This window comes from Streptomyces sp. NPDC006283, from assembly GCF_040613325.1.
Taxonomy (GTDB): Bacteria; Actinomycetota; Actinomycetes; order Streptomycetales; family Streptomycetaceae; genus Streptomyces.
On the sequence record NZ_JBEXRZ010000004.1, the window covers coordinates 61778 to 82092 of the forward strand.

A 20315-nucleotide genomic window follows, 5' to 3' on the forward strand; every position below is an offset into this window, starting at 1 on the left:
CTGGACGGGGATGATGGCAGTCGTCCCCCGGGCCGAGGACGCGGCCCGATCGATGTCGCCTTCAGCCGGCCACGTCGCTTCCCGATCCGGCATGTCTCGTCGAGCTCATCAACGGGCCCTGGTTCGGCGCGGCCGCAGCCGAGAGCTTCCACAGCCGCGCCGCCTGCCCGGGGTCCGTCGCGTAGGCGCATACGCCCCCGATGAACTCACCCTCGCCCGCGGGCTCCACGATGGCGCAGTCCTCGCAGTAGGGAAAGCCGTTGCACACCGTACCTCCTCATCGGGCGGGAATAGCACAACTCGGACAGCGGTCCTTCGCGGCCCCCGTCAAGCACCTCGCAAGACCGCGGCTGCACCCCAATGGTGGGCACGCGCACTCCGGAAGATAGAACTATGGTGTCCCACCACATACACCCCTGACCTGCGTGTTTCTACGGTGTGGCGACACACAAACGTCCCCGCCAACTGTCCGGAAGTGGTGTCCATGGCCGCCCCCGCAAGCGCTCCACCCGCGCCGAACTCGCTCAAGCGCATCGTCGCCGCGAGCCTCATCGGCACCACCATCGAGTGGTACGACTTCTTCCTCTACGGCTCGGCCGCCGCGCTCGTCTTCAACAAGTTGTTCTTCCCGGAGTCCGATCCGCTGGTCGGCACGCTGCTCTCCTTCCTCACCTACGCCGTCGGGTTCGCGGCACGGCCGCTCGGCGCGCTGGTGTTCGGGCACTACGGCGACCGGCTCGGGCGCAAGAAGCTGCTGGTGCTCAGTCTGCTGCTGATGGGCGGCGCGACCTTCGCGATCGGACTGCTGCCTACGCACGCGACCATCGGCTCCGCGGCTCCGGTCCTGCTGACCGTCCTGCGGCTCGTGCAGGGCTTCGCGCTGGGCGGCGAGTGGGGCGGCGCCGTGCTGCTGGTGTCGGAGCACGGTGACGCCAAGCGGCGTGGCTTCTGGGCGTCCTGGCCGCAGACGGGCGCACCGGCCGGGCAACTGCTCGCCACCGGTGTGCTGTCGGCGCTCACCGCGCTGCTCTCGGATGCCGCGTTCACCTCATGGGGCTGGCGCATACCGTTCCTGTTGTCCGGTGTGCTGGTGATCGTCGGCTTGTGGATTCGTCTCTCTGTCGATGAATCGCCGGTCTTCAAGGCGGCGTTGGCCCAGGCCGAGCAGCGCAGGACGGAAGCCGGCCAGGTGGAGAAGATGCCGCTCGTCGCCGTGCTGCGCCACCACTGGCGCGACGTGCTGATCGCCATGGGCGCCCGGATGGCCGAGAACATCAGCTACTACGTGATCACCGCGTTCATCCTCGTCTACGCGACGACGGCCGTGGAGATGAGCAAGCAGACCGCGCTCAATGCCGTACTCATCGCATCCGCCGTGCACTTCGCGGTGATTCCGCTGTGGGGCGCGCTGTCCGACCGGATCGGCCGGCGGCCGGTCTATCTGATCGGCGCCGTCGGCGTCGGGGCGTGGATGTTCCCGTTCTTCGCGCTCATCGACACGGGCGGCTTCGGCGCCCTGCTGCTCGCCGTCACGGTCGGACTGGTGCTGCACGGCGCGATGTACGCACCCCAGGCGGCGTTCTTCTCCGAGATGTTCGCGACGCGCATGCGCTACTCGGGCGCTTCCATCGGCGCTCAGTTCTCCTCGGTCGCGGCCGGCGCACCGGCTCCGCTGATCGCGACGGCGCTGCTGGCCGACTTCGACTCGTCGACGCCGATCGCCCTCTACGTCATCGCAGCCGCGCTGCTCACCGTGGTTGCCATCGCCTGCGCCCGGGAGACGAGGGACCGGGACCTGACGGCCCTGGACGCCGGAACGGACCCGGTCGACGGCGCTGCGGCAGCGAAGGCCGCGGACGCCCGCACCGCCGACGTGCCGACCGTCTGACCCGGCACCGCCGATTCGGCGGCGTCGAGCGCAACCGCCTGGACCGCGCGGACTCTCAGGAGTCCGCGCGGTTCCGCGTGTGTCGCGACGCGCGGCCACCAGCCGGCCCTTGAGGCCGGGCTCGGCACATGGTCCGGGTTCAGGGTCCCGCCTCCCGGGCCGGGTCCGGGTCCGGACATGGTCCGGGTACCGGGTCGGGGTCGGGCTTCCAGACTTCCAGACTTCCAGACTTCCTGGCTTCCTGGCTTCCTGGCTTCCTGGCTTCCGACGCGTATGTCACGCGCTCATGACGACACCGCCGACGACATCGCGTGCAACCGCAGCGCCAGCTGGATCTCCAGGGATCTCGCCGGCGACTGCCAGCCAGGGCCGAGCAGACGCCCGATCCGCTCCAGCCGCTGGGCCACGGTGTTCACATGGACGTGCAGATCGTCCTTCGTACGGGCCGGGCTCATGCCGCTGGCGAAGTAGGCGTCCAGGGTGCCGACGAGGTCGGTGCCGCGTCGGCGGTCGTAGTCGACGACTTCGCCGATCGTGCGCTGCACGAAGCCGTCGATGTCGCCGGGGTCGGCAAGCAGCAGCCCGAGGAAGCCGAGGTCCTGCGCAGCCGCTCCCTGTCCGGAGCGCCCGAGGAGGCGCAGGGCGTCGAGGCAGCGCCGTGCCTGGGCGTAGGCATCGGCCACCGGGGTGGGGTCGCCTGCCGGTGAGGGGACGGGGGACGACGCACCGACGGTCACCATCTCCCGCAGTGTGCTGCCGAGTTGCCGGGCGGTCTGGCGTGCCAGGTCGGCCGGGCTGTCGTCGGGGCCGAGCGGCAGCAGCAGGACGGTGCCGCCGTCACGGGCGGCGGCGAGCCCCGACCGGGTCGCGGCCAGGTGGGAGGCGGCGGACCACAGGCGCTGTCGGTCCGCGGTCTCGCGTGCGGACGGGTCGGAGCCGGTTGCCGGGCCGGTGTGAGTGCCCGACGCGTCTCGGGTGGCGGCTTCGCCGACGGGGCCGTCGATACGCGCGGCGAGCACCACGTGCGGCGCGTCGAGGTCCGCGCCCAGCCGGGCCGCCCGCTCGCGCAGCATCCTGGGGTCGCGGTCGGGTGAGTCGAGCAGGTCGTCGAGGAGCTCGCCGCGCACCCGCTGCTCCGCGTCGTGGGCTGACCGCCGGGCGAGCAGCAGAAGTGACGTGACCAGCGCTGCGCGCTCGAGAGTGCGCCGGTCCACCGGGTCGAGGTCGGGGTGGCCGTGCAGCACGAGCGCGCCGAAGACCTCACCGCCGGCGGAGACGGCCGCGACCCAGTCGTCGCCGTGCCGTGCGGCGTGGCCGCCGGCGCGGGTGGTGTCCGGGCCGCTCTCGGTGAACTCGACAGTGCCGCCGAGGACTTCGGAGAGCGCGGCGGCCACGTCGTGGACGCCTCCGCCGCGCAGGACGAGCTCGGTGAGGCGGTCGTGGACGTCGGAAGCCCGCTCGAGCACGCTGCTGTGGTCCTGGATGATCGCGTTGGCCCGCTCGAGATCGGCGAGCGCGGAGCGGGTCTCGGCGAGGAGGTTCGCGGTGTCGATGGCGACGGCCGCGTGCGCGGCGAAGGACGCGAGCAGCGCGACCTGTTCCCGCTCGAAGACTCTGGCGCGCCGGTCGGCGGCGAACAGGACGCCGATGACCTGGCTGCCGAGCATGAGCGGCACACCGAGGATGGCGACGAGCCCCTCGTCCCTGACCGCGGCGTCGATGGTCCTGGTGTGCTCGAAGCGGGCGTCGTCGAAGTAGCTGTCGGTGACATAGGGCCGGGCGGTCTGGGCCACGAGACCGCCGAGCCCCTCACCCATCCCAAGCCTCACCTGCTGGAAGCGGGCCGACACCGACCCTTCGGTGACCCGCATGTAGGTGTCGCCCGCGGCCGGGTCGTTGAGGCTGAGGTACGCGACCTCGGTGCCCAGCAGTGAGCGGGCGCGCTGCACGATCGCCCTGAGGACGGCGTCGAGGTCGCGCAGACCCGCGAGGTCGTGCGCGGTCTCGAAGAGGGCGGACAGCTCCGCCTCTCGGCGGCGGCGCCCCTCGAGCTCGGCACGCACGCGCAGGGCCAGCTGCTTGGCGTGCTCGAGCGCGGCCAGCTCCTCGGGCGCCGCACCGTCCGCGCGCGCGACCAGCAGCGGCCGGTCGTACGCCTCGGCGGCGGCGCCGCGGGCGAGGAGCTCCAGGTAGGGAGCTTGATCGTGGGACATGGACACAGGATTACCTGCCGTACGGGTGGTCGCACCAGCCCTGTGGACAACGATCCCTAGTGAGCCGTCCATCCGCCGTCGAGGGTCAGCGAGGTGCCGGTGATGAAGGAGGCGTGCGGCGAGCACAGGTAGAGGGCGGCGTCCGCGACCTCCTCCGGTTCGACCAGCCGCTTGATCGCGGAGTCCTTGAGCAGGACCTCGGTGAGGACCCGGTCCTCCGGGAGCGCGTGCGCGGCGGCCTGGTCGACGATCTGCTTCTCGACCAGTGGCGTGCGCACATATCCGGGGTTGACGCAGACGGACGTCACTCCGTGCGGCGCGCCTTCGAGGGCAGCCGTCTTGGAAAGACCTTCGAGGCCATGTTTGGCGGCCACATAGGCGGACTTGTAAGCCGAGGCCCGCAGCCCGTGCACGGACGAGATGTTGACGATGCGGCCCCAGCCCTGTGCGTACATGTGCGGCAGGGCGCCTCTGATCAGCCGGAACGGTGCTTCCAGCATCACTGTCAGGACGGTGTGGAAGACATCGGGCGGGAAGTCCTGGATGGGTCGGACCAGTTGCAGGCCGGCGTTGTTGACGAGGATGTCCGCGTCGGCCGCCGCCTCCTCGGCGGCGTCGAGGTCGGTGAGGTCGAGGACGTACGGCTCGACCGCACCGGCCAGGCTCTCGGCCGGCCCGGCGAGCGCGGCCAGGCCCTCGGCGTCCCGGTCGACGGCTCTGACCTTCGCGCCCGCGGCGGCGAGCCGGAGCGCGCACGCGCGGCCGATGCCGCCCGCGGCACCGGTGACGAGGGCGGTACGGCCGCCGAGATCGACGGAGACGGAAGAGGCCCCGGCTGCGGGGCCCGAGGTGCCGGGGGGTGTGCTGGGCGCGGTCATGTGGGGCACCCTAGGCAGCGATCACCCGGCTACCGATATGGTCCCCACCCATACTTCGCCCTCAGGTGGTGGGTTGGAACCATGCTGGTCCCTCCCTCAGGGCCTGGTTGATCCGGAAGATCGCGAACTCCTTGAGATCCGGCAGCGCGTCGACAGGGAACCAGCCCACCTCGAGGGACTCCTCGTCGTTGACGCGCGCTTCCGAGGCACCGCTCACGGCCCGGCAGCGCATGGTGATGTCCATGTACTGGCACACGTCGCCGTTGGGGTACGTGACGGGCCTGGGCAGTGCCTGCACGAGGGCGACCCGCTCGGCGACGCAGCGCACCGCGGTCTCCTCGTACACCTCACGCTCGGCCGTCATGGCCGGCTGTTCCCCCGGCTCCGGGATACCCCCGATGATCGACCAGTTGCCCGTGTCGGCGCGCATGCCGAGAAGCACCCGCCCCTCGTCGTCGAACACGACGGCGCTGACACCCGGGAGGTAGAGCAGCTGATGGCCGGCGGTGGCCCGGATGTCACGGATGAAGTCGGGAGTTGCCATGGTCAGGACCCTAACCGGCCAACGCCGGGTAGGCCCCGACGGCCTCTCGCCACCCCGCCGCCCGTCTCCCCCGGAGCACTTTTGACAGCACGACGGCCGACCCAACGCCCGTCTCTCCCAGAGCGCTGCCGGCAACACGACGGCCGACCCGCCCGTCTCCGCCGAGGCCTCCGCCTTCGCGGCGGCGGCCCCTCGTCAGCGCTTCGCCGGCTCCGCCGCAGCGTCCGTGCCGGAACCCTCGTCCACGGTCCGCCGCCGCTTCCGCACGGCGCCGGCGGCGACCGCACCCAGGCCGCCCGCCGCCAGCAGCACAAGGAGCAGCTCGGGCCATCCGCCGAGCCGTGTGGCGGGTGTGAGCGACGAGCGCAGCGGCACCTCGGCGACGAGCGCGCCCGGGGTGAACATCCCCGTCCTCTCGACGATCTCCCCGTCCGGCGTGATGACAGCGCTGACGCCGCTGGTGACGGGGACGACGACGGACCGGCTGTGCTCCACGGCCCGCACCCGCGACATCGCCAGCTGCTGGTAGGTCATCTCACTGCGCCCGAAGGTGGCGTTGTTGCTCGGCACCGAGATGAGCTGCGCCCCGTGGGTGACGGTGTCGCGCGCCGCGTCGTCGAACGCCGCCTCGAAGCACGTGACGAGGCCGACCTTCGTACCGGCCAGGTCGAAGACGCCGACCTCGTCCCCGGGCCCGAAGTCGCGGCGGACCCGGTCGACGTCGGAGTTGAAGATCCGCACGAGGGACCGCATCGGAATGTACTCGCCGAACGGCTGGACGTGGCGCTTGTCGTAGGTGTCCACGGGGCCACGGGCCGGATCCCACTCGATCAGGGTGTTGCGGAGCTTGCCGGTTTCCGGGGTGACCACGGCGCCGACGACGGTGGGCACGCCGATCGCCTCGACTGCCTCGTCGATGACCAGACGGGCGTCGGCGTTGCGGTAGGGGTCGAGGTCGGAGGAGTTCTCCGGCCACAGAACGAAGTCGGGCTTGGGCTCCTTGCCCGCCTCGACGTCCTTGGCGAGCTGCTCGGTGCGGCGGGCGTGGTTGTCGAGGACGGCCCGGCGCTGGGCGTTGAAGTCAAGACCGAGGCGGGGGACGTTGCCCTGGATGACGGCGACGGTCGCCGTGCCGTCCTCGGCGGAGTCGTCGACGAGGGGCCGGGCGGCGAGGGCGGCGGCCATGGGCACGAGCAGGGCGAGGAGCGCCGCGGCGGCCGCGCCGCGCGGCAGCGGGCGGGCGCGCCGGAAGGCCATCGCCTGCCGCCCGGTCTCGTAGAGGCCGAAGCCGCAGAGCACCACCGCGAAGCCGAGCACGGGGGTGCCTCCGACGGCCGCGAGCGGCAGGAAGAACCCGTCGGCCTGACCAAAGGCGATCTTGCCCCAGGGGAAGCCGCCGAAGGGCACCCGGGCGCGGGCCGCTTCGCCGGCGATCCAGACGGCCGCGGCCCACACCGGCCAGGCAGGCAGGCGGGAGACGGCGGAGATCCCCATGCAGGACAGGGCGACGAACAGTGCCTCCGCGGCGACCAGGGCCAGCCATGGCCCGGGGCCGACCTCCTCGCCCGTCCAGACCAGCAGCGGCAGCAGGAAGCCGAGGCCGGCCAGGTAGCCCAGCCCGAAGCCCACCCGCAGTCGGCGTCCCCGCAGGGCCCAGCCGAGGAGGGCGAACGCAGGGAAGGCGAGCCACCACAGTGGACGCGGAGGGAAGCTCGCGAAGAGGAGTACGCCACCGAGCGCGGCGGCGCCCGGGCGGGCGAGGCGCCGCAGCGGCCGGGTTGCGGCGGGGGCGGGCCTGGGGGCGTCGACGGATGTCATGGTGGCGCTCACCTGGCGGATTCTACGGCGGGGGTCTGTGAGCGGCGCAGCCGCGCCGATCATCCCCGCCGGCACCGCCCCCACGTCCTGTCGACGCCGTCAGGCCTTGCCGGCCCCGTCCGTCTCCATGTGACTGAGCCTGGCCCGGATGACCCGTACCGCGGCTTCCGCGTCGTCGACGGTGACCGTGAACTTACCGCCGTCGCCGAGGGTGACCACGAGGCCTTCGCCGCGCCGCACGACCACCGCGGTGCCCTGCTCCGGGCGCCAGCGGCAGCCCCAGCCGCCCCACTGCCGGGGCGTCACCCTGGGGGCGAACTCGGCGCTGACCATCTGGGTGAGGGGGATGTGCCGCCGCGGCACTCCGATGTGGCCGCACCGCACGTCCAGCGCGTTCTTGTCGACCTTGACCGTCACGTGCACGAAGGCGAGCGTGCCGTAGAGGATCATCAGACCGGCCGCGACGCATCCGATCACCGCCATCAGCAGCGCGGCGACGCCCGTGGTCCATGTGGCGCCGACTGCCAGTTTGACGCCGAGCGCCAGACAGGCCGCACCCGCCACCGCGAGGACCCACTGCATACGGTTGGTCGCCCGGCCGGTCCAGACCTCTGGGAGGGGCTCCGAGCTGCGCCCCTCGTGGCGGAAGTGGTGCCTCATGTCTAGGACAGTACCCAGCATCCGCAGAACGAGCACTGCTGCGCCCGGTCGGTCGAACCGGGCGAAAACGACCGCGTCGCGGGTCAGCGCACCGGGGTCGCGGTCGGCAGCAGCCGGCCCTCGGCGTAGTTCAGCGCCTCCGCCGGAAGGGTGGATTCCGTACCGCTCAGCAGGACCGTCAGGCCGCTGCTCGGCACCGCGTCGGGTGCGGGCGACAGCCCGATCCTGCGCAGCGCCTGGGCGACCACGGCGCCGGCGGAGCCGTGCAGAACGACGGGCGGCAGGTCGGACGGGCGGTCGGGCTGTGCGACCGCGGCCCGGATGCGCTCGGCGACCAGTTCGTAGTGGGTGCAGCCCAGGACGACGGCCAGCACGTCGCGCGGCGTGAGCGCGGCAGCCGCGGCCACCGCACGGTCGATCGCGCTCTCGTCCGCCTGCTCCACGGCGTCGGCGAGGCCGGGGCAGGGAACTTCGGTCACGTCGACGGAGCCGGCGAACTCCTCGATGAGGCCGCGCTGATAGGGGCTGCCCGTGGTCCCCGGGGTGGCCCAGATGGCGACCGGGCCGCCGCCGGCGGCGGCCGGCTTGATCGCCGGGACGGTCCCGATCACCGGAAGCACCGGCTCCAGCTCCGCCCGCAGCGCGGGCAGCGTGTGCACGGACGCCGTGTTGCAAGCGACGATCAGCGCGTCGGGGCGGTGCGCGGCTGCCGCGCGGGCCACGGCCAGTGCGCGCTCGGTGAGGTCGTCGGGCGTACGCGGGCCCCAGGGCATGCCGTCGGGGTCACAGGAGAGAACCAGATCGGCGTCGGGCCGCAGTCGGCGTACCGCGGCCGCCGCCGGGAGCAGTCCGATACCGGAGTCCATGAGCGCGATCTTCACCCGGTCACCATAGTCGACCGCGGCCACGGCCCGTCCGGCGTGGTGCAGACTGCGGCAGATGAGCGCCCTTGCCTGGATCGCCGTGGGATCACTGACCGCCTGGGGATGGCTGCTGCTGGGCCAGGGCCTGTTCTGGCGGACCGACCAGCGTCTGCCGCACGGTGGCGCCTCTACTCAGCCGCACCCCGACGCCCCCACACACCCGCACCGCCACGCCCCCGAACACCCGCACCACCGCGTCCCCGCACACCCGCACCGCCACGCCCCCGCGCACTGGCCGGATGTCGCCGTGGTGGTGCCGGCCCGCGACGAGGCCGACGTGCTGCCGCTGAGCCTGCCCTCCCTGCTCACCCAGGACTACCCGGGGCGTGCGGAGATCGTCCTCGTCGACGACAACAGCACGGACGGAACCGGGGAGCTGGCCCGGTCGCTCGCCGGACGGCTCGGGGGCCTGCCCCTGCAGGTCGTGACACCGGGCGAGCCGGAGCACGGCTGGACCGGGAAGCTGTGGGCGCTGCGGCACGGCATGGCCGTCGCGAGGACGGGCGAGCCGGAGTATCTGCTGCTGACCGACGCCGACATCGCTCATGAGCCGGAGAGTCTGCGCGAGTTGGTCGCCGCCGCGCGGACCGGGGACCTGGATCTGGTGTCGCAGATGGCGCGGCTGCGCGTGGCGAGCGGCTGGGAACGGCTGGTGGTGCCGGCGTTCGTCTACTTCTTCTCCCAGCTCTATCCGTTCCGGTGGGTCAACAGGCCGGGCGGGAGGACCGCGGCCGCGGCAGGTGGCTGTGTCCTGCTGCGCGCCGAGACCGCGGCGCGGGCGGACGTCCCCCACTCGATCCGCCACGCGGTGATCGACGACGTCTCCCTGGCGCGCGCCGTGCGCCGTGCGGGTGGCAGGATCTGGCTCGGGCTCGCAGACCGGGTGGACAGCGTGCGTCCCTATCCACGGCTCGCGGACCTGTGGCGGATGGTGTCGCGCAGCGCCTACGCGCAACTGCGGCACAGTCCGACGCTGCTGGCCGGGACCGTGGCCGGGCTGGCGCTGGTGTATCTCGCTCCACCGGGGGCGCTGTGCGCGGGGCTGATGGCGCATGACCCGGCGGCCGCGTGGGCGGGAGGTCTGGCGTGGGCCGTGATGACCGGGACGTACCTGCCGATGCTCCGTTACTACCGGCAGTCGCCCCTGCTGGCGCTCACGCTCCCGTTCACCGCCCTGCTCTACCTCCTGATGACGGTGGACTCCGCGGTGCAGCACCACCGGGGGCGGGGCGCGGCCTGGAAGGGGCGTACGTACGCCCGACCGGAGACCGCGCCCGACCAGTGAGGACTATTTACGACCGGGGGTCCAGTTCATGCCCCAGCCGTAGGCGTAATCGATGGTGCGCTGGGGACTGACGCCGCGTTCGGGGACCAGGAAGCGGGCCTCCCGCTGGACGACCAGGTCCGAGCCGGTGTTGGTGATGAGGGCGAGGGCGCAGACCGTGGAGGGCACGGTGCACTCGCCGAGGGAGAAGTCGACGGCCGCGCCGTGCTGGGGCTGGAGGGTCACCGTCGCGTCGAGGTCGGCGAAGCTGCGGGCGCCTTCGTAGATGGTCACGAAGATGACGACGCGGCGGATGTCCTGCCGGTGGTCGAGGTTGACGGTGAGGTTCTCACCCGGGGTGCCGCCGGTGCGGTCGTCACCGTCGAGGTGGATGTACGGGGGCCGGTCCAGCGCTCCGAAGGCGTTGCCGAGGGCTTGGACAACTCCCTTGCGACCGTCGGAGAGTTCGTACAGGGCGCACAGGTCGAGGTCGAGGTCGCCGTGCATCGCGACGGCGCGGCCCAGCTTGGCGCCCCAGCCCTGGAACTGCTTGCGCACCTGCCAGCTGAGGTTGACGCGCAACGCGCCGGAGGTGCCCCCCTGCTTGGTGAGGGAGACGCTCGGCGTCTCCTTGGTCAGCGTCACCTTGGTGAGACGCACCGGAGCCGCCGGCGCGGCAGGCGGTGCGGGCGGCGGAGGCGGCACGACGGCAGCGGGGGCCGGGGCGACGGGGGCGGCAGCCGGGGCCGGGGCGGCTGCGGCCTGCTGAGGTTCGTCGACCGTGATGCCGAAGTCCGTGGCGAGGCCCTCCAGTCCGGTCCCGTAGCCCTGGCCCACCGCGCGGAACTTCCACGCTCCCTGGCGGCGGTAGAGCTCGCCGAGCACGAAGGCGGTCTCGACGGTGGCGTCCTGACTGTCGTACCTGGCGATCTCGGCGCCGGACCCGGCGTCGAGCACCCTGATGTGCAGGCCCGGGACCTGCCCGAAGGCGCCCCCGTCGGCCGAGGCGGCGAGCACGACCCGCTCGATCTCGCCCTCGACCCGGTCGAGGTCGACCGCGACGACGTCGGTCACGGCGTCCGCGCCGGTGCGTTTGCCTTCGTGCCGTACGGCACCGGAGGCGTGCGACGGCTGGTTGTAGAACACGAAGTCGCTGTCCGACCGGACCTTGCCGGACGCAAGGAGGAGGGCCGACGCGTCGACGTCCGGCACCCCCGGACCCCCGCGCCACCCCAACTCGATCCGGACGCGCTGCGCCTGCACCGGAGTATTGGCTCCCTTAAGCATGGACATGCTCGCCCCCATCGCGATTCGGTGCGCCCGGAAACTCATTCATCGTCAACCTATTCGGCATACGTCCCCCACAGGTGGGCCGACCCGTCGGTAACCCTCTCTCAGCTTGCCCTTTACACGATCTCGAGACGTCAGGGAGTCCGTTTTTCCCAAGTTCGCTCACATTGGCGATCCCTAGTCACTCACAGCAGCCAAAACAACCCTCTTATCGGACTCCCCAACCGGCACATCGTGGGCTTAACTTATGTGCCATGACCTCCCCCCGCGCCACCTACGGCGGCGGTTACTACTCCGCGCCGGCGTTTCCCGACACCCCCATCTACGACTCCCTGGTCGCGGAGCGGGGCACCCCTCAGATCGCCCCGATCCGAGTCCCTGCCGCCTACGACACCGGCAACAGCTATCTGCCGGCGCTGCCCTCGGCGCTTCCCGCCCTCCCGGCGGCTCCCTCCCCTTCCGCTCCCGCCTACGGATATCCGCAGCAGATGCACCAGCCCGTGCCGCTGCAGCAGGCGCCGGCGCCGTACATCCCGCAGCAGGCCGCTCCCCGCGGCTATCCCGGCCAGCAGTACCAGCAGCCCCAGCCGCAAAGGCCGGCCGCGACGGGGTACGAGGCCATGCGGCCGGCGGCGGCGCGTCCCGCTCCGACTCCCGCCCCCTACGAGGATCCGTACAACCGCCCGTACCAGGGCCGGGGGTACTGAGAGCGGGCGGCCCGTCCCAAGAGCGCTCCTTGCGCGGGGGATGCGGCCGGGCCGCCGGCTCGATCCGCTCGGCGGCCGAGGACGCCGAAGTCCAAAATGCCGAGCACGTTCCATCGCTCGTTTCCTCGCTTGTTCCATGATCACGCAGAGCGACCGCCGGGTCGGCTCCGTGCGTGGCCGACCATGCCGCTCACCCGATACGGGACGCGCTTCGACGCGCGGGAACCGATCGCGGTGGCAGACTCGTTGGACACATCGCGGAGACTGCTGCCGGGGGTGACGTTCCTCTCTCTTCGCGCCACCCGGGCGTATGCCGTGCCGTATCGGGCTATCACGGACGCGGAAGGGGGTGCGGACAGTGCGCGCAGCAATGGGTCTTTGGCGCTGGCGCCACAATCCCCTGCGTCGTACGACCGATCTGTTCGAGGCATGGCTGGCGCTGGCCGCCGCCGTGCTCATCGTCACGGCCGGGCCCGCCGTCGGATGGATCACCGGCGCGCTGACGGAGGAGTCGTTGCGTCAGTCGGTCCGTGTGCAGCGCCTGCAGCGCCATGCCACCACCGCCACCGTGGTCGGGGCCGCGTCCGCCCCGCGGCCTGTCGCTTTCGACACCGAGGCCGCGGTCAACGAGGAACGCAGAGCGGTCAGGGCGAAGTGGGCCGCCCCTGACGGAAGTACACGCACCGGCACGGTTCCCACCGCCCTGCGGACCGCGAGCCCCGGCGACACGTTCTCCCTGTGGACGGACGATTCCGGCCGAATAGTTCCCCGCCCCATGGACATGGCCACGGTCGAGGTCCATGCCGCACTCGCGGGTGTCGGTGCCTCGATGGCCTGGGGTGTGCTCGTCGAATGCGCCAGAAGACTGGTGCTGTGGCGGCTCGTGCGCCACCGACACGCCGCGCTGGACCGGGCCTGGGCCGCCGCGGGTCCGGACTGGGGACGGACCGGCGCGGGAAGCTGACCTGCCACATCCCGTCAACTCCCACGGGCCGCGCGCGCTACGGTGGTGCGACCCCTTCGGGGCCAGGCCTGTCCGGCCGTGATGCCGGACGGATACTGGGGGCGGCGTCCCCCTCAGCGACGCGACGGTGCACGGATTCACGAGGTGGGGGCAAGGCAGCACGATGGCACAGGGCACGGTCCAGGTGACGCACACCGGCACATCGCGGTGGCGGCGCCGCACAGGCGAGTACGCCTCCCTCGCCGCTGCTCTCGAGGCCGCCGGCGACGGCGACATCCTCACCGTGGCCCCCGGCACCTACCGCGAGAATCTCGTGGTCCAGCGCGCGGTCACCCTGCGCGGACCGGAGGGGGCGGTCGGATCGGTGCGCATCGCCCCGGTCGACGGTGTGCCGCTGACCGTGCGCGCCTCCGCCGTCGTGCGGGACCTGCATGTGGAGGGCCAGGACTCGGCCGCTCCCGCACTGCTCGTCGAGGACGGCACACCCGAGCTTGTGGACCTGCGGATCGTCACCCGCTCCGCCGTCGGCCTCGAAGTGCGCGGCGGCGCCCGGCCCACGGTCCGCCGTTGCACCGTCGACAATCCGGCGGGCGTCGGGATCGGCGTACTGGAGGGCGCGGGAGGCGTGTTCGAGGAGTGCGAGGTGGTGGCGGCCGGCCAGTCCGGCGTTTCCGTGCACGGTGGTGCGCACCCTCGGCTGGAACGCTGCCGGGTGCACCACGCCTCGGGCGCCGGCCTGACCGTCACCGGCGAGGGCAGCGGCCTGGAGGCCGTCGGCTGCGAGGTGTACGAGATCAAGGGCACCGGTGTCCAGATCGCCTCGCGCGCCGCGGCCCACCTCACCGACTCCTCGGTGCACCGCACTTCGGCCGACGGCATCACCCTCGACACGGACGCGGTGCTCACGCTCTCGGACTGCGACATCCACGACGTCCCGGAGAACGCCATCGACCTGCGCTCCCGGTCGGTGCTGACCCTGACCCGCTCCACGGTGCGACGCTTCGGGCGCAACGGCCTGTCCGTGTGGGACCCGGGAACCCGCGTGGACGCCAACCAGTGCGAGATCCACGACAGTACGGGCGACTACCCGGCGGTCTGGGTCAGCGACGGCGCGACAGCCGTGCTGGACGCGTGCCGCGTCCACGACGTGCCCGACGCGCTGTTCGTCCTGGACCGCGGCTCGCGCGTGGACGTCGTCGACAGCGACCTCTCGCAGGTCCGCAACACGGCGGTGTCGGTGAGCGACGGCGCGACGGCGCAGCTCGACGACTGCCGCATCCGTGAGGTCTCCACCGGTGCCTGGTTCCGTGACCACGGCAGCGGCGGCACGCTGAACGGCTGCACCGTCGACGCCGCCCAGACCGGCGTGATCGTCACCAAGGGCGCCGACCCCTTGATCGAGCGCTGCACCGTCACGTCGCCTGCGGAAGCCGGCTTCTATGTGTCGGCGGAGGGCCGCGGCACGTTCCGCGGTTGCCGGGTCACCGGCAGCGGTGGTTACGGCTTCCACGTGATGGAGGGGTGTCGTACGACGCTGAGCCGCTGCCGCACCGAGCGCTGCTCCCGAGGCGGTTACGAGTTCGGCGAGGAGGAAGGCCCGGTCGTCGAGGACTGCACCAGCGACGAGAGCGGGGTCGCGCGTCAGGGCGCGGAGGCGGCGCCGGCCGTGATGACGGCGACCAGGTCGCCCGGTCTGCTGACGGCCGTCCCTGCGCAGAGCGCCCCGCCCGTGTCCCCGGTCCCGCAGGACGTGCCGGCGGAACCGGCGCGCGACTCCGGCGCCGTGCTCGGCGAACTGGACGCGCTGGTGGGACTGGACAGCGTCAAACGTGAGGTCCGTACGCTCACGAACATGATCGAGGTGGGCCGGCGCCGGCAGGAGGCGGGGCTCAAGGCGGCCTCTGTCCGCCGCCATCTGGTCTTCACCGGCTCGCCCGGCACGGGCAAGACGACGGTCGCCCGGCTGTACGGCGAGATCCTCGCCTCCCTCGGTGTCCTGGAGCGCGGCCATCTCGTCGAGGTCTCCCGTGTGGATCTGGTCGGCGAGCACATCGGCTCCACCGCGATCCGCACCCAGGAGGCGTTCGACCGGGCGCGCGGCGGTGTGCTGTTCATCGACGAGGCGTACGCGCTGTCGCCGGAGGACTCCGGCCGGGACTTCGGCAAGGAGGCCATCGACACGCTGGTGAAGCTGATGGAGGACCACCGGGACGCCGTCGTGGTCATCGTGGCCGGGTACACGGCGGAGATGGAGCGCTTCCTCGCGGTCAACCCGGGTGTGGCGTCCCGTTTCTCACGGACCATCACCTTCAGCGACTACGACCCCGAGGAGCTCCTGCGGATCGTCGAGCAGCAGGCGGAGGAGCACGAGTACCGGCTCGCCGAGGGCACCCCGGAGGCGCTGCTGAAGTACTTCACCGCACTGCCCAAGGGTCCCGCCTTCGGCAACGGCCGCACCGCGCGCCAGACGTTCGAGTCGATGGTGGAGCGGCATGCCGGGCGGGTCGCCGAGCTCGCGGAGGTGAGCACCGACGACCTCACCCTGCTCTACTCGGACGACCTGCCGGAACTGCCCTGAGTCTGCCGGGGAACGACCGGCGTGAGCCTCTCGAGCAGCTCTGCTCGCTCCTTGGCGAACAGCGGGTCGGCCTGGTAGTCGGAGTGCCCGAGGATCGGCTCCGGAAGCGGGTACCGCTCCGAACGCCCGTACACGACGGGATCCTTGAGCGCCTCTCGGTCGACATCGGCCGGGTCCTCGCAGCCACCGCCGTCCCGCACGCGCTCCGAGGCGATCAGCATGGGCCCGCCGATCGGGTCCGTGCGCCGCCACAGGTTGCGCCAGCAGTCGAGTTCGCCGCTGAGTTGCAGCAGGGCCCTGGGCCCGAAGTAGGCGGGGAACCAGCGGCCGTAGAGGCGTTCCAGAGGCGACCCGTACGTCAGGAGGGCCACCCGTTTGCGCGTGGCGGCGGGCAGCTGCCACACGGCGGCCGCGGCCAGCACGCTGCCCTGTGAGTGGCCCGAGATCACGAGCCGGCCGCCGGTGCGCGCGGTCCAAGTGCACATGCGCCAGGTCAGGTCGGGGACGGCCCGCTCGGCGTAGCAGGGCGGCGCGAAGGGGTGCGCGGCCCGCGGCCAGAAGGTACCCACGTCCCAGAGGATGCCGATGGTGCGGCGTGCGGAGGCGTCGCGATAGGCGCGGCGGCCCATGGTGACGAACAGTATGAAGCCGAAGCCGACCAGCCAGGATCCCAGCGCCTGAGCGGTCTCGGCGGCGGACTCCGCGGGGCCGCCGTCACCGAACGACCGTCCCGGCACCTCGCCGCTCAGCCACGCGCCGCCGACGGCCCCCGCTCCGAGCAGCAGTGTGGCGCCCGAGACCACACCGACGATCAGCGGCGCGACATCGGTGAGGGCGGCGCGGGCGCGGGTTCCCGCGATCCGCCGCGTGCGGACGACGTCGCGGCTGCCTTCGCCGGGCTCCCCGTCGAAGTACTCGGCCTCGACGGTCGGAGCGAGGCGGCGGGCGGCGATCCAGGTCCGTACGGCCAGCACCAGGGCGGGAATCAGCAGGACGACGAGCAGCCCGGGAATGACCGATGCCTGCCAGCTGAGCAGCACCGGGGGCCCGGGGATGGTCCCCTCCCCGTCCATGCCGGGGGTGCCGGGCCCGTCGAGCCAGTCGGCGACGCGCTGGGCGACCCCGCCGGTCATCACCCCGCCCAGGGCGCAGGCGAGCATGGCGACGGCCGGCCCGCCGAGTCCGTGCAGCACGGTGCGCGGATGGCGGGCGTGGCGGTGCAGTATCCGGGCGGTGACGGCGAGGGCGACGACGAGGCCGCCCTGGGCGAGGACGATGACGCGGAAGGTGACGTCGCCGGGAAGGGTGGCGCTCGAGGCCCAGCCGGGCCGCGACCACGAGGCGTAGAGCAGAGCCAGGACGAGCAGCACCAGGGCGGCGCCCGGCAGCAGGCGGACGGCGGCGCGGTCGAGGCGTGCGTCGATCCGCCGCTCGCTGCGGCCGCGGCGGAAGACCACCCACAGCACGGCCGCCGCTCCGACGACGAGGGCGGCTTCGAGGAGCACGCCGCAGATCTTCAGGAGGGTGTCGTCGGCGGCCCGGTCGTGACGGGCGGCGGCGCCGGCGACCGCGGCGGCGACGGTGAGGAGGCCGGCAGCGGTGTGGGCGGCGCGCAGCCGGGCGACGAGCCGGCGGCCGTACCAGAAGCCGGGCCTGCCGAGAGCGGGCCGTACGCGCGGCTTCGGCGGCTCGGTGGCGTCGGGACCGCAGCTCAACTGCCCGAAGTCGTCCCGGCCGTCCGGTTCGCCGGTCTCGCGGTCTGCGGCCTCGTCCTCGCCCCCGTCCGTGCCAACCGCCTCGTCCTCGCCCCCGTCCGTGTCGGCGTCCGCGTGGACGTCCACGACCACCGAGTCGTCGCCGGTCGGCGGACGATGGGACTCGTACGCGCTCCAGGTCCGCTTGGAGAGGTACCAGAGCAGCCCGACCAGCGCCGCCGGGATCACCGCGGCGAGCGCCAGGCGCCTCCCCGGCTGCGACCACCAGCCCCCCTGGGCGCTCGACATGAAGCCGAGCCAGGACCGCTCGCCGCTGCACTGCCGGGACCCGGCGCACTGCCAAGCGAGCAGGTCGAGCGCGACTTCGCAGGCCGCGGCTGTGAGGAGCACGGTCAGACTGAGCGCGACCAGCCGCACCAGCGCCCCGTAGAGCCGTGTGGTCCGGCGCCTGCCCCTGGCCCTGGGCCGCATCCAGTGCGCGAGGTTGACGACCATGAACGGCAGCAAAAGCAGCCACAGAGCACGGGCGCCGTTGCCCGAGGTGAGGTTGGACCAGCAGTACGCCTCCGGGATCGGCCGGTCCCGGTACTCCTGCGGGCGGCTCTCGGCCTCCGCGTCGTCGGTGCGGCGGTACACGGCGGCCTTCTCGTCACCGGTTATCCGCACCGTACGGGGATCCTTGAGCATGTCCTGCGGGGTGGCTCCGCCGACGCCGTGAACGAGCAGTTCGAGCGCGGGCCCGCCGCTTCGCGGCGCCGGGGTGTCAGGGGACACAGCGGGGACTCCCTCTCTCGGGACCCGTTACCGATCGGGAATCGGCCGGGAGGCGGTTCGTGACCAGAATTGCGGATCATGGCGGTTCGCGGCACTGCCCACACGGAATCTCCCCGAGCCCGCCCGGCAATACGCGTGCGAGGATGAGAAGCCTTGGCCACCAGGGCTGTACGGCGGCCTGGACGGCCGACGACAAACAAGGAAGGACCGGCCCGAGCGGTGAGCGACAACCAGAACCTCCTCGCGGAGCAGCGGCGTGCTCTGATCCTCGACGAGGTCCGCAGGCGCGGCGGGGTCCGGGTCAACGAACTCACCCGCAGGCTCAACGTCTCGGACATGACCGTGCGCCGGGACCTGGACGCCCTCGCACGCCAGGGCGTGATCGAGAAGGTGCACGGCGGGGCGGTGCCGGTGGTCGAGGCGAGCACGCACGAGCCGGGGTTCGAGGCCAAGTCGGCGCTGGAGCTGAGCGCCAAGGAGGACATCGCGCGGGCGGCGGCCCGGCTGGCGGTGCCCGGCAGTGCGATCGCCCTGTCCGGCGGCACGACGACATACGCCCTCGCGCACCATCTGCTGGAGGTGCCGGACCTCACGGTCGTCACCAACTCGGTGCGGGTGGCCGACGTGTTCCACACGGCGCAGCGGGCCGGCGCGCCGGGCGGTCGGCGTCCCGGGGCCGCGACGGTGGTCCTCACCGGAGGGGTACGCACACCGTCGGACTCGCTCGTGGGACCGGTCGCGGACCAGGCGATCCGCTCGCTCCATTTTGATGTCCTCTTCATCGGTGTGCACGGCATCTCGGTGGAGGCCGGCCTGTCCACGCCGAATCTGGCGGAGGCCGAGACCAACCGCCATCTGGTGCAGGCCGCGCGCCGTGTGGTGGTGGTCGCCGACCACACCAAGTGGGGCACGGTGGGCCTCAGTTCGTTCGCCGAGCTCGCCGAGGTGGACACCCTGGTCACGGACTCGGGTCTGCCGGCCGCGGCCCGTGAGGAGATCGCGGAGCATCTGGCCGGTGTCGTGGTGGCGGGCGGACCGGAAGCCGTGGACGGCCAGGCGTGAGTGCGTTCCGTATCGGCAGGGTCACGGCCCTGCCGGCCGAGGAGTGCTGGCGGCGGGTCACCGACTGGCCGGCGCACGGGTCTCAGGTGCCACTGACCACGATCTCGGTGACGACGCCCCCGCGGAGCACCGGTGTGGGCACGGTGGTCGTGGCACGCAGCGCGCTGGGCGGGTTCGGTTTCGACGATCCGATGGAGGTCGTGCTCTGGGAGCCGCCCTCGCCCGGCCGGCCGGGCCGCTGTCGACTGGAGAAACGCGGCCGCGTGATCACCGGCTGGGCCGAGATCACGGTGCACGCGAAGGGCTCCGGCTCGGTGGTGCTCTGGGTGGAGGAGCTGCGGCTACCGCTGGTGCCCAGGGTGTTCGACCCGCTGGTCGCGCGGGTGGGCAGGCGGGTGTTCGGCCGCGCACTGGGCGGCCTCCTCGGCACGGGATCCGCCCGCTGAGGGGCGGACATCGAGCCGCACCACGACTATGGTTGCGGGCCCGCCCCTCGCCCGCCGCTGGAGGTACGATCCCATGGCACGTCAACTCCGCCGCGTAGAGCTGGAGTTCGTCGAGAGCGCCCCGCTGCGCCTGGTCTTCTCCGCGCAGGTCACCGCGTCGCCGAAGGCACTGTACGCGGCACTCGCCGACGATGTCTCCGGCTGGCCGGGCTGGTTCACCGCCGTGACCGCGGCACGGTCCACCGACGCGGGCGCGGGCCGGGAGATCCGGTTGAAGGGTGGCACCGTGTTCACGGAGACAGTCCTGGCCAGGGAGCCGGACACCCGCTACGCATACCGTGTGGACCAGACGAACGCCCCTGGTCTGCGGGCCCTGTTGGAGGAGTGGCGGATCACTCCGACGGCGACGGGCGCCCGGGTGCAGTGGACGTTCGCCGCGGACGGGCCGGCGCCGCTGCGGATCGCGCTGCGGCTCGGCCGACCTGGTCTCGGCCGCGCCTTCAGGGACGCCGTTCGCAACCTCGACCGCAAACTGACCCGCTCCGCCGGCTTCTGACGTCCGGCGGGGTGGACACACCGCCAAGGCAGGGG

The 20315-nt window shown here is 72.3% G+C and carries 16 protein-coding genes and 1 pseudogene; 8 read left to right on the forward strand and 9 right to left on the reverse strand.

The annotated features are described in order from the left end of the window. Positions 1–61: 61 nt before the first annotated feature. Positions 62–250: pseudogene (locus ABZ070_RS01935) on the reverse strand (hypothetical protein); the annotation flags it as partial. 234 nt (positions 251–484) lie between these two features. Between ABZ070_RS01935 and ABZ070_RS01940 the strand changes: the two are divergent. Continuing rightward, entirely contained in the window at positions 485–1888 is a 1404-nt protein-coding gene (locus ABZ070_RS01940) for an MFS transporter (RefSeq protein WP_356628852.1), read from the forward strand. Positions 1889–2172: 284 nt separating this feature from the next. Here ABZ070_RS01940 and ABZ070_RS01945 read toward each other — a convergent pair whose 3' ends face one another. The 6 genes from ABZ070_RS01945 to ABZ070_RS01970 form a co-directional block, all read right to left on the reverse strand. Then, complete coding sequence (locus ABZ070_RS01945; protein ID WP_356628854.1) at positions 2173–4101, reverse strand: GAF domain-containing protein; 1929 nt, start codon at positions 4099–4101, stop codon at positions 2173–2175. 56 nt (positions 4102–4157) lie between these two features. Then, on the reverse strand, positions 4158–4979 hold the full coding sequence (locus ABZ070_RS01950; protein ID WP_356628856.1) for a 3-hydroxybutyrate dehydrogenase: 822 nt from the start codon (positions 4977–4979) through the stop codon (positions 4158–4160). Positions 4980–5040: 61 nt separating this feature from the next. Continuing rightward, positions 5041–5523, reverse strand: coding sequence for an NUDIX domain-containing protein (locus tag ABZ070_RS01955; RefSeq protein ID WP_356628858.1), 483 nt, complete (start codon positions 5521–5523; stop codon positions 5041–5043). A gap of 195 nt (positions 5524–5718) precedes the next feature. Then, positions 5719–7353, reverse strand: coding sequence for an apolipoprotein N-acyltransferase (lnt, locus tag ABZ070_RS01960; RefSeq protein ID WP_356628860.1), 1635 nt, complete (start codon positions 7351–7353; stop codon positions 5719–5721). Positions 7354–7440: 87 nt separating this feature from the next. Then, positions 7441–8001: a hypothetical protein gene (locus ABZ070_RS01965; RefSeq protein ID WP_356628862.1), complete on the reverse strand. Its 561-nt coding sequence runs from the start codon at positions 7999–8001 to the stop codon at positions 7441–7443. Positions 8002–8084: 83 nt separating this feature from the next. After that, positions 8085–8882 carry an aspartate/glutamate racemase family protein gene (locus ABZ070_RS01970; protein ID WP_356628864.1) on the reverse strand — a complete coding sequence of 266 codons (798 nt, stop codon included), beginning with the start codon at positions 8880–8882 and terminating at the stop codon, positions 8085–8087. Positions 8883–8940: 58 nt separating this feature from the next. On the opposite strand from ABZ070_RS01970, the gene ABZ070_RS01975 reads away from it, so the two are divergent. Further along, a complete protein-coding gene (locus ABZ070_RS01975; protein WP_356628866.1) occupies positions 8941–10209 on the forward strand; it encodes a glycosyltransferase in 1269 nt (422 codons plus the stop codon). 3 nt (positions 10210–10212) lie between these two features. On the opposite strand, the gene ABZ070_RS01980 is transcribed toward ABZ070_RS01975, so the two are convergent. Beyond that, positions 10213–11481: a TerD family protein gene (locus tag ABZ070_RS01980; protein WP_356628868.1), complete on the reverse strand. Its 1269-nt coding sequence runs from the start codon at positions 11479–11481 to the stop codon at positions 10213–10215. 251 nt (positions 11482–11732) lie between these two features. On the opposite strand from ABZ070_RS01980, the gene ABZ070_RS01985 reads away from it, so the two are divergent. The 3 genes from ABZ070_RS01985 (at position 11733) to ABZ070_RS01995 (ending at position 15727) form a co-directional block, all read left to right on the forward strand. Continuing rightward, a complete protein-coding gene (locus ABZ070_RS01985; protein WP_356628870.1) occupies positions 11733–12185 on the forward strand; it encodes a DUF6643 family protein in 453 nt (150 codons plus the stop codon). 370 nt (positions 12186–12555) lie between these two features. Beyond that, positions 12556–13149 (forward strand): hypothetical protein, encoded by a 594-nt coding sequence (locus tag ABZ070_RS01990; protein WP_356628872.1) that lies wholly within the window; start codon positions 12556–12558, stop codon positions 13147–13149. 163 nt (positions 13150–13312) lie between these two features. Next, the gene (locus ABZ070_RS01995) at positions 13313–15727 is read left to right on the forward strand and encodes a right-handed parallel beta-helix repeat-containing protein (RefSeq protein WP_356628874.1); all 2415 of its coding nucleotides are present in this window, start codon (positions 13313–13315) and stop codon (positions 15725–15727) included. On the opposite strand, the gene ABZ070_RS02000 is transcribed toward ABZ070_RS01995, so the two are convergent. Further along, the gene (locus ABZ070_RS02000) at positions 15697–18216 is read right to left on the reverse strand and encodes a hypothetical protein (RefSeq protein WP_356628876.1); all 2520 of its coding nucleotides are present in this window, start codon (positions 18214–18216) and stop codon (positions 15697–15699) included. The genes ABZ070_RS01995 and ABZ070_RS02000 overlap by 31 nt on opposite strands. A gap of 219 nt (positions 18217–18435) precedes the next feature. Here ABZ070_RS02000 and ABZ070_RS02005 point away from each other — a divergent pair, with 219 nt between their 5' ends. The 3 genes from ABZ070_RS02005 to ABZ070_RS02015 all read left to right on the forward strand — a co-directional run bounded on the left by ABZ070_RS02005 (position 18436) and on the right by ABZ070_RS02015 (position 20280). Then, positions 18436–19278 (forward strand): DeoR/GlpR family DNA-binding transcription regulator, encoded by an 843-nt coding sequence (locus ABZ070_RS02005; protein WP_356628878.1) that lies wholly within the window; start codon positions 18436–18438, stop codon positions 19276–19278. After that, the gene (locus ABZ070_RS02010) at positions 19275–19724 is read left to right on the forward strand and encodes an SRPBCC family protein (protein ID WP_356628880.1); all 450 of its coding nucleotides are present in this window, start codon (positions 19275–19277) and stop codon (positions 19722–19724) included. Before ABZ070_RS02005 ends, ABZ070_RS02010 begins: the two co-directional genes overlap by 4 nt. A gap of 73 nt (positions 19725–19797) precedes the next feature. Next, entirely contained in the window at positions 19798–20280 is a 483-nt protein-coding gene (locus ABZ070_RS02015; RefSeq protein WP_356628882.1) for an SRPBCC family protein, read from the forward strand. Positions 20281–20315: the final 35 nt, after the last annotated feature.